This window comes from Neisseria sp. HMSC070H10 (genome assembly GCF_001837635.1).
Classification (GTDB): Bacteria; Pseudomonadota; Gammaproteobacteria; order Burkholderiales; family Neisseriaceae; genus Neisseria; species Neisseria subflava_A.
Map to the genome: position 1 here is coordinate 238,552 of NZ_KV833364.1, position 9,733 is coordinate 248,284.

At 48.5% G+C, this 9,733-nt stretch carries 9 protein-coding genes; all 9 read left to right on the forward strand.

The features are described from left to right. Positions 1-49 precede the first annotated feature (49 nt). Positions 50-1,294, forward strand: coding sequence for a hypothetical protein (locus tag HMPREF2606_RS04125; RefSeq protein ID WP_070843344.1), 1,245 nt, complete (start codon positions 50-52; stop codon positions 1,292-1,294). 62 nt (positions 1,295-1,356) lie between these two features. Further along, a complete protein-coding gene (locus HMPREF2606_RS04130) occupies positions 1,357-2,007 on the forward strand; it encodes a site-2 protease family protein (protein ID WP_070843345.1) in 651 nt (216 codons plus the stop codon). A gap of 131 nt (positions 2,008-2,138) precedes the next feature. Beyond that, positions 2,139-3,143: a tRNA dihydrouridine synthase DusB gene (gene dusB / locus HMPREF2606_RS04135; protein ID WP_070843346.1), complete on the forward strand. Its 1,005-nt coding sequence runs from the start codon at positions 2,139-2,141 to the stop codon at positions 3,141-3,143. A gap of 70 nt (positions 3,144-3,213) precedes the next feature. Next, the gene (locus HMPREF2606_RS04140) at positions 3,214-3,453 is read left to right on the forward strand and encodes a Fis family transcriptional regulator (protein ID WP_070459344.1); all 240 of its coding nucleotides are present in this window, start codon (positions 3,214-3,216) and stop codon (positions 3,451-3,453) included. Positions 3,454-3,633: 180 nt separating this feature from the next. Next, positions 3,634-4,509, forward strand: coding sequence for a DMT family transporter (locus HMPREF2606_RS04145; protein ID WP_070843347.1), 876 nt, complete (start codon positions 3,634-3,636; stop codon positions 4,507-4,509). A 65-nt stretch (positions 4,510-4,574) separates the two neighbouring features. After that, on the forward strand, positions 4,575-4,745 hold the full coding sequence (locus HMPREF2606_RS10915; protein ID WP_168163624.1) for a hypothetical protein: 171 nt from the start codon (positions 4,575-4,577) through the stop codon (positions 4,743-4,745). Between the two features lie 217 nt (positions 4,746-4,962). Continuing rightward, entirely contained in the window at positions 4,963-6,543 is a 1,581-nt protein-coding gene (purH, locus tag HMPREF2606_RS04150) for a bifunctional phosphoribosylaminoimidazolecarboxamide formyltransferase/IMP cyclohydrolase (protein WP_070843348.1), read from the forward strand. A gap of 198 nt (positions 6,544-6,741) precedes the next feature. Continuing rightward, entirely contained in the window at positions 6,742-6,870 is a 129-nt protein-coding gene (locus HMPREF2606_RS11255; RefSeq protein WP_283122340.1) for a hypothetical protein, read from the forward strand. Between the two features lie 765 nt (positions 6,871-7,635). Continuing rightward, positions 7,636-9,733, forward strand: a 2,098-nt coding sequence (locus HMPREF2606_RS04155) for an ESPR-type extended signal peptide-containing protein (protein WP_283122341.1), incomplete at its 3' end; no start/stop codon positions are given.

The window sequence follows — 9,733 nt, forward strand, 5'->3', positions numbered from 1 at the left end:
TGTGTTAAATTGTGCTAATAAAATCATTTCGTCAAAAAGGTTGGGCAGAATGAAGAAGATAATTGGTTTGGCCATTGCTGCGGCATTTGGTTTGAGCGCGTGCAGTAATTTGGATCACAAAACCGCACACGAGGTCATGTCGATTTCCAATGACCGTATTTTAAAAGAAGACCACAGCTTTAACATCACAGGCAGCTCTCAAGTATATATCAGCCCATTGGCTGAAGCTGTATTGGCAGATGAAAAGGTGGAAAAGAAAGCAGAAGCGAAAGCAGAGGATGCCAAAGCCAAAGAGGGGAAGGCGGCAGCCTCTATGGAGGTTGCTCAAGAAGACGATGCTGCTTTGAAGCAGGAGTTTTCTGAACGAGAAGAGGCTGAGTTCCGCAATGCAATGCTTGATGCCTTGCCGGACGGCAATATCGCACAAGTTGCCGTTGATTATCTGGATAAATATCCTGCCATATCCAGTTACATGGAAGGGGTTCATCTGAATTATGAGGTAGCTGTTGACCTATCAACGCGTCAGTTTGAGATGATTCCTGAATTGGCCATCAACAACCACAATGAAAAACTTAGTATCAAACTTCCTATGAAACTGGATGCGGCAAAATGGGAAGTCTATGTTGATCCGCCTGCCAGCGTGTCTGCCATTGTTAATGCGTACACCGATGAGAAAATCGGCAAACGTTTAATCAAAGAACCTTTAAAATTGAGTTTGAAAGAAATCGGTGATTCGAAAGGCGTGCCTTTTGATCATATTGCAGAGGCAGGGGTGCGTGCTTTTTTGAGTGCTAATAAGGCTATGCCTGCTGATGCATATGTATTTAAAGAAATGGATGCCTTTGGTAAGGCAAACCATGCACGCTATCGTGTACGTCATGTCATGAAACCAGAGTATGATTCAGTCGTAATGAAGGCAGTGGCTAAGGCTTTTGATGAAGAATTGTCGAAATTACAGAAAACGCCCCAACCAGGGTCAACAGAAGAAGATTATAAAAATGCGCGGGAATTTTTCAGTATGTTTGTCAGCATAAGTGATAACCAGCCACTTAGCTTCCAGCGTATAGTCGGTAACAATCCTGTTGTCGACTATTATCTTGACCGCAAAGGCCGTATGTTGGCTTCCCGCATGTATATACAAATTAACGGTACGCATAAGGCCATCAATATTATCGGCGACAGTGTGTACAGCAATTACGGCAAACCAGTCTTCAAATTGAATCCGCAAGGTAAGGGCATTACTTGGAAAGAGCTGAAAGAGTTTTTCAGTTCGAATAAAAAAGAAGACGATTAAAGCCTCAGGCCGTCTGAAAGGATATTTTCTGTTTTCAGACGGCATGTTTGATAAGGAAAACCATGTTTGCAAATTTTGATTTAGGCGTATTTCTGCTGGCAGTATTGCCTGTGTTGTTGGCCATTACCGTGCGCGAAGTGGCACGCGGTTATACGGCGCGTTATTGGGGCGACCATACCGGCGAGCAGCTTGGGCGTTTGACCCTCAATCCGCTGCCGCACATCGACCCTGTCGGTACGATTGTCGTGCCGCTGGTGTGTCTGATGATAGGCAGTTTTCTATTCGGCTGGGCGCGCCCCATGCCCATCGATTCGCGCAATTTCCGCGATCCGCGCCGTGCGTGGCGTTGGGTGTCGATTTCAGGTCCGATTGCCAATCTGATTTTGGCGTTCTTTTGGGGCTTTGTCGTCGTATTTTCCGCGTATGTGCCTGAGTCTTATCAAGCGCCCTTGGTGCAGATGGCAGGTTACGGCGTGATGGTGAACTCGATTTGGGTTGCATTCAGCCTGATTCCGATTTTGCCTTGGGACGGCGGTATTTTTATCGATACCTTCCTTAACGCCAAGCAGTCCATGCAGTTCCGTAAAATTGAGCCATACGGCACATGGATTATCCTGATCCTGTTGTTTACCGGCCTGCTGGCCAAACTGATTTGGCCGATTATTGCCATGATTCAGACCGCAGTGCAGATGGTTGTCATGCTGTTTATTTAAATGTTATGTCTGAAAAGGCCGTCTGAAACTGAGTTTCAGACGGCCTTTTTCATTGTGCAACATGTAAATACGATTGGAAAAGTTGCTTAAAAATTGTACAATTTCAGCCCTTTCAATTCGGCGCACACATCATGCACATCGGCGGCTATTTCATTGACAACCCCATCGCACTTGCCCCCATGGCAGGCATTACGGACAAGCCGTTTCGCCGGATTTGCCGCGAGTTTGGTGCAGGGTGGGCGGTATGCGAAATGCTGACCAGCGATCCGACCTTGCGCCATACCAAAAAAACCTTGCGCCGCAGCGATTTTGAAGGCGAGGGCGGAGTTGTAGCCGTGCAGATTGCCGGCAGCGATCCGCAGCAGATGGCAGAAGCTGCGCGTTACAACGTCGGCTTGGGCGCGCAGGTCATTGATATAAACATGGGCTGCCCGGCCAAAAAAGTCTGCAATGTGCAGGCAGGCAGCGCATTGATGCAAAACGAGCCTTTGGTTGCCGAAATCTTGAAAGCCGTTGTCAATGCGGTGGACGTACCCGTTACCCTCAAAACCCGTTTGGGCTGGCATGACGAACATCAAAACTTGCCGACCATCGCCAAAATCGCCGAAGAATCAGGCATCGCAGCCCTTGCCATTCATGGCCGCACCCGTACGCAGATGTACAAAGGCGAAGCGCGTTACGAACTGATTGCCGAAACCAAAGGCCGTCTGAACATCCCCGTTTGGGTCAACGGCGATATTACTTCGCCGCAAAAAGCTGCCGCCGTCCTCAAGCAAACCGCCGCCGACGGCATCATGATAGGGCGCGGCGCACAAGGCAGACCGTGGCTTTTCCGCGATTTAAAACATTACGCCGAACACGGCGTTTTGCCGCCAGCCTTGAGCTTGGCAGAATGCAACGCCACCATTTTGAACCACATCCGCGCCATGCATGAATTTTATGGCGAAATTGCCGGCGTGCGTATCGCCCGAAAACACATCGGCTGGTACATCGACGAAATGCCCGACGGCGAACAAACACGCCGGGACATCAACCGCTTGGACAGTGCCGCAGCACAATACGACACCCTTGCCGCCTATCTTGAGACGCTTTCGGAGAAAACCGACCGCTGGGTGTGTCACTATCGGGAAAGCTGAAGAGTTTCAGACGGCCTTATCATCTAAAAAATAAATCTATTTAAAAACAAACTCAAAGAAAGACATCACGATGAATCAAACGACTACTGATATTGCGCAATGTATTGAACAAAACTTACGACAATACTTCAAAGACTTGGATGGTACGGAACCTTGCGGCGTGTACGATATGGTGTTGCACCAAGTCGAAAAACCGATGCTGATTTGCGTGATGGAACAATGCGGTGGCAACCAATCTAAAGCGGCGGCCATTTTGGGGTTAAACCGCAATACCTTGCGTAAAAAGCTGCAGCAGCATGGTTTGTTGTAATAGAGAGGAATAGGGTGCATTGCTGCCTACCTATCATGAAAGAACCGGCCATGTCATTTATCCATTGCTTAGATAATTTTGGATTCGTTGACACAATCAAAATAAAAACAGCTTGAAAAGGCTTCAGGCCGTCTGAAGACCAGAGAAGAAACGATTAATTTTTTTACCATGAGTTGAACCATGCTTTACCAAATACTCGCACTGTTAATCTGGGGCAGCTCGTTTATCGCTGCCAAATATTCCTACGAGATGCTCGACCCGGCGCTGATGGTTGAGGCGCGGTTGTTGATTGCTGCTCTGATGGTGTTGCCGTCGTGCCGCCGTCATTTGGGCAGGATTCCGCGGAGCGAGTGGAAGCCGTTGTTGTGGATTTCCTTTGTCAACTACGTTGTCGTTTTGATGCTCCAGTTTATCGGTTTGAAATATACATCCGCTGCCAGCGCAGTTACCATGGTGGGGCTGGAGCCTTTGCTGGTCGTCTTTGTCGGTCATTTCTTCTTCAACGACAAAGCCAAACTTTACCACTGGATTTGCTGCGCGGTGGCGTTTGCCGGCGTGGGCATGATGGTCATGGGCGGTGCAGAAGAGGGCGGTACGATTGACTGGTTCGGCTGTTTGCTGATTTTGCTTGCAGGATTCGGTTTTGCAGGTGTGATACGTCCGAGCCAGCAGATGATTGTCCGTATTGGTGCGCCTGCATTTACCGCGGCTTCCATGGCAGTGGCGGCGGTGTTGTGCCTGCCGTTTTCGCTGGTGTTGGCAGACAGTTATCAAATCAATTGGTCATGGGGCGGTACGCTGTCGGTTTTGTATATGGGGATTGGCTGCAGCTGGCTTGCCTATCTGTTGTGGAACAAAGGCATGAACACAGTCCCTGCCAACGTCTCCGGCCTGCTGATTTCGCTTGAGCCTGTCATCGGCGTTATCATGGCGGTGTTAATTTTGGGCGAACATTTAAGTAGCATGTCTGCGATGGGCATTACCGTCGTTATTGCGTCCACTTTTGTCGCCGGTATGCTGACACGTGTGAGCAACAAACATAAAAAGGCCGTCTGAAAACGGTTTCAGACGGCCTTAAGTCAGCAGTATCATTTTTAATAAAACATTTTGGGAAAATTTCCATGAAACGCATTATTTCCCTACTTGTACTTGCCTGCCCTATCTTGGCGTCGGCTGCCCCCGATAACGACAAAGCCGCTGTACAGGCCGTCATTGCCAAGTATTACAATCGACCGCTTGCCGCGCACAAATGCCAGCTAACCTACGCCCCCGTTGCCTTACTCATGCCATGATGCACAGGCATGGCAGGCGCAGTATGGGTGGCGAAAAAAATGGGATTTAAATAGGCAAAAGCAAAAGGCCGTCTGAAACCAAGTTTCAGACGGCCTTTTACAATAAAATTGTTAACAATATTTGCAAAAACCTACTGCTAAAAATGCGAAACTGGGGGATAATACCGCCCTGAAATTTCATCCCATACTGATTAAACCTTCAACAAAGGAAATCCAAATGTCTTCCATCAAACGCGCCCTGATCAGCCTATCCGACAAGACAGGCGCAGTCGAATTTGCCCAAACCCTGACCAAGCTCGGTGTTGAAATCCTCTCTACCGGCGGTACAGCAAAGCTCTTGGCTGATGCAGGCGTTCCCGTTATCGAAGTTGCCGACTATACCGGCTTCCCCGAAATGCTCGACGGCCGCGTGAAAACCCTGCATCCGAAAATCCACGGCGGCATCCTCGGCCGTCGCGATTTGGACGAACACGTTGCCAAGATGGAAGAACACGGCATCGGCAACATCGACCTCGTGTGCGTCAACCTCTACCCCTTCGCCGCCACCATTGCCAAACCAAACTGCACACTGGAAGACGCGATTGAAAACATCGACATCGGCGGCCCGACCATGGTGCGCTCTGCCGCGAAAAACTGGAAACACGTCGCCATCGTTACCGATACCGCCGATTTCCCTGCCATCGCTGCCGAACTCGAAGCCAACAACGGCGCATTGAGCGACAAAACCCGTTTCAACCTCTCACGCAAAGCATTCAGCCATACCGCCCAATACGATGGCATGATTTCCAACTACCTGACCTCGCTTTCAGACGACGTCTTGAGCGGCCAGCCCAAAATCGGCGAATTCCCAAGCCAGTTCAACCAAAGCTGGATTAAAGTGCAAGACATGCGCTACGGCGAAAACCCACACCAACGCGCCGCGTTCTACCGCGATATTTACCCAGCCGCAGGCAGCCTTTCCGCCTACAAACAGCTGCAAGGTAAAGAATTGTCTTACAACAACATTGCCGATGCCGATGCCGCATGGGAAGCTGTCAAATCCTTTGACGCGCCGGCCTGCGTGATTGTCAAACACGCCAATCCGTGCGGCGTAGCCATCGCCTCCAATACCTTGGACGCCTACAAACTCGCCTACGCGACCGACACCACCAGCGCATTCGGCGGCATCATCGCCTTCAACCGCGAAGTAGACGGCGAAACCGTCAAACAAATTACCGACAACCAATTTATGGAAGTCCTCATGGCGCCGAAGTTCACCGCCGAAGCCCTCGAAATCGCCGCTGCCAAGAAAAACGTGCGCGTATTGGAAGTGCCGCTTGAAGCAGGTGCCAACCGCTTCGAACTCAAACGCGTCGGCGGCGGACTATTGGTACAAACCCCCGATATTCACCGACTTAACCGCGCCGATTTGAAAGTCGTCTCCAAACGCCAACCGACCGAGCAAGAATGGAACGACCTGATGTTTGTTTGGAACGTCGCAAAATACGTCAAATCCAATGCCATCGTCTTCGGCAAAGGCGGTCAAACCTACGGCATCGGCGCAGGCCAAATGAGCCGCGTGGACAGCACCCGCATCGCCGCCCGCAAAGCGCAAGATGCCAATCTCGACCTCAACGGCGCATGTGCCGCTTCCGATGCCTTCTTCCCATTCCGCGACGGCATAGATGTCATTGCCGAGCAGGGCATCAAAGCCATCATCCATCCGGCAGGCTCCATGCGCGACCAAGAAGTCTTTGACGCAGCGGACGAACACGGCATCGCCATGGTCGTAACCGGCATTCGCCATTTCCGCCACTGATAAGCTGATATAAAATAAAGGCCGTCTGAAAACAAAGTTTCAATATCATGAAACCCGTTTTCAGACGGCCTTCTTCAATCATCAAACAATTTAGCGGCCTAACTGTAAATCAGGACAAAGCAACCAAGCCCCAGCCTGTCCGATTCATGCAGCAACACAACACCCCAAGTCTCAAACCAATCCACTCAGAGAAAAAACATGAAACACATCCTCCTCATCCTCACCCTCGCCGCACTCACCGCCTGCGCCTCCAGTCATACCGGCGGCTACGGCTATACCGGCAACAACGGCGCTTCCGCAGGCGTGACCCAAACATTCCGTTGGTAAGGCCGTCTGAAAAAACAACACAGTTTTCTACAATAGAGAACAAACAAATCCCAAACGTAAAGGCAAGTTTTACACTTGCCTTTTTAATGTTATCTATCGGCTTAATAGCGCATAAATTCGTGTCATTTGCGCACTATTTATATGTTAGGAAAGGTCAAGGCCGTCTAAAAACAGGCTATGCAAAGCCATTACACGTTTCAAACCAATTTTCAATACAAATTTCATTAATTACCTAAATAAATCCAATATTCAAATCTATTGCAATAGAAACTATCTAAATTATATATTATTTAATAATCATTATTGTTTGAGAATAAAAACGTAAAATCAAATAGCTAGAAAAAGCGTTTAAATAAAGCAACAAGTAAATCTAACGGGGATTACCGTTGAGAGCGAAAAAATAACACTTTATCGGAAGAGTTGATTTGCGAAACCAAACGCATATAAAATTTGGACAAGGATTCCGAATGCATTGAAGGAAGTTGACAAAAAGTGACTTGTTAAGAAACAAGCTGACAAAAAACGGCACATCGTTTCCCAAACTTCACAAGCTTCTGGAAATGTATCAGCATAAAATCCCATAAAACAGGCTTTTAGCTGCTATTCGGCCGAGTAGAGACTTTTGGCACGGGAATTGCATACACGAGATTACGGCATGAAACCGCATAAAGGGGAAACTCTGAAATGCGGCAAATGTGTGGACAGGCGGTTTATAGCCGAGCAACACGTCCCAAAAGAAATCAAACCCCTTACAGGAAAATCGATATGAATAAAGTCTTTAAAGTCATTTGGAACCACGCGACCCAGACATGGACCGCGGTTTCCGAGATCAGCCATGCACACGGCAAAAAATCCGCTTCTGACAAGCGTAAAGCCGTAGCTGCTGCAGTTGCGGCGGCAGGTGCTTTGATGGCTTCTAGTGCTGCTCAAGCAGGTGTGGAAACATCTGCTAGTACGATTACCATTAAATCAGATAATACCGGGAATGTCATTGGTACCAATCAAGGTATTGGCAATATCAATATCGGTACTGGCGCAAACACTTACAGAAACAACGGTAATAATGTAGTCTCTCATGACGCAATTGCGATTGGTTCTAGTGCGACTGGTACTGGTGATAAATCAGTAGCTATTGGTAAAGATGCAAAAGCAATTCAAGAAAATGGTGTTGCAGTTGGTTTTGGTGCAACTAATCAGTCTATTGACTCTGTTGCGATCGGTACAAAAGCAACATCAGGCAAAGATATGGACGTAGCTATTGGTAAGCAAGCAAATGCTAGTGGTGGCGAGTCTCTTGCTTTTGGTTCTGGATCAAAAGCATCTGGTCAGGCTACTATTGCCGTAGGTAAATCATCTAATGCTTCTGGTTCTTCTGCAGTTTCTGTTGGTTATGAGTCTGCTGCAGCTGGTAATAATGCTGTAGCTGTTGGTAAAAATACGACTGCAAGTGCTACCAATGCGGTTGCTGTTGGTTTGCGTGCTACTGCTACCGGTACTCGAGCTATTGCAACAGGTGCTGGTTCTACAGCAAGTGGCGAGCAATCTCTCGCAACAGGTTTTACAGCAAAAGCTTTGGGTAATAACTCTGTCGCTCATGGTAATGACGCAGTTGCTAGCCAAGCTGCTGACGTTGCTGTAGGTTTTGAAGCAAAAGCTGATGGTACCTCTACTGGTGCTGATGGTGATGGTGTTGTGGGTGCTAATAATGCCGGTTCAGCTATGGCAATCGGTACTAATGCTCAAGCAACCGGTATCGTAGCAACTGCCATCGGTCAACGTTCTCAAGCCCTGGCAAACGGTGCGGTAGCATTGGGTGGCGATGCTCAAGCTAAAAAAGGTTCTGCCGTAGCAATCGGTCGCGGTTCTGTCGCTGACGGCATTTCTGCTTCTGCCTTCGGTCCTGCTGCTAAAGCAAGTGCTCAATACGCGGTAGCATTGGGTGTACAAAGTAACGCTGCTTCTACGCAAGCGATTGCATTAGGCCGTGGCGCTCAAGCCAATGGCGGTGAATATGCAACTGCTCTGGGTAACGATGCTCAAGCAACAGCTAGAAACACTCTGGCTTTGGGTACTGAAGCTAAATCTACTATCGAAAACAGCGTAGCTCTGGGTAACGGTTCTACAACCAGCAAATTCGTACCTACCAACAGTGGTACTGTTGGCGGCTACACTTACGGTGGTTTCGCAGGCGCAACCAGCGGTTTAAATAACGGCGCAGTATTGTCTGTAGGTTCTGCAGGTAAAGAACGTCAAATCCAAAACGTTGCCGCAGGCCGTATTTCTCAAACTTCTACCGATGCAATCAACGGCTCTCAATTGTTCGCCGTAGCAAGCCGCATCGAAAATCTGAATCCATTTGTATTTCAAGGCCACGATGGTAGCGGTAGCTCACCAGCTGCAGGTACATACAAATACGATCCTAAATCAAATGCCAATAACACCCTGAAACTGATCGCTGGTGAAGGTCTGAAAATGACTTCAAACGGCACTAACGAATACACCCTGAGCGTAGTAGGTGGTGGTGCTAAAGGCGAAAAAGGTGATGCTGGTCCTGCTGGCCCTAAAGGCGAAAAAGGCGATATTGGTCCTGCTGGCCCTAAAGGCGAAAAAGGCGATATTGGTCCTGCTGGCCCTAAAGGCGAAAAAGGTGATGCTGGTCCTGCTGGCCCTAAAGGCGATACCGGCGAAAAAGGTGATAGCGCTCGCGGCTTAGCTGTTGGAGTTGAAGATAATAACGAAAACGGTACTCACACTATTACTATTACTAATTTAGATGATGGTTCAATCACTACTACTATCGTAAAAGATGGTAAGAACGGTAAAGACGGCGAAGCCGGCGCTAAAGGCGAAAAAGGTGACAAAG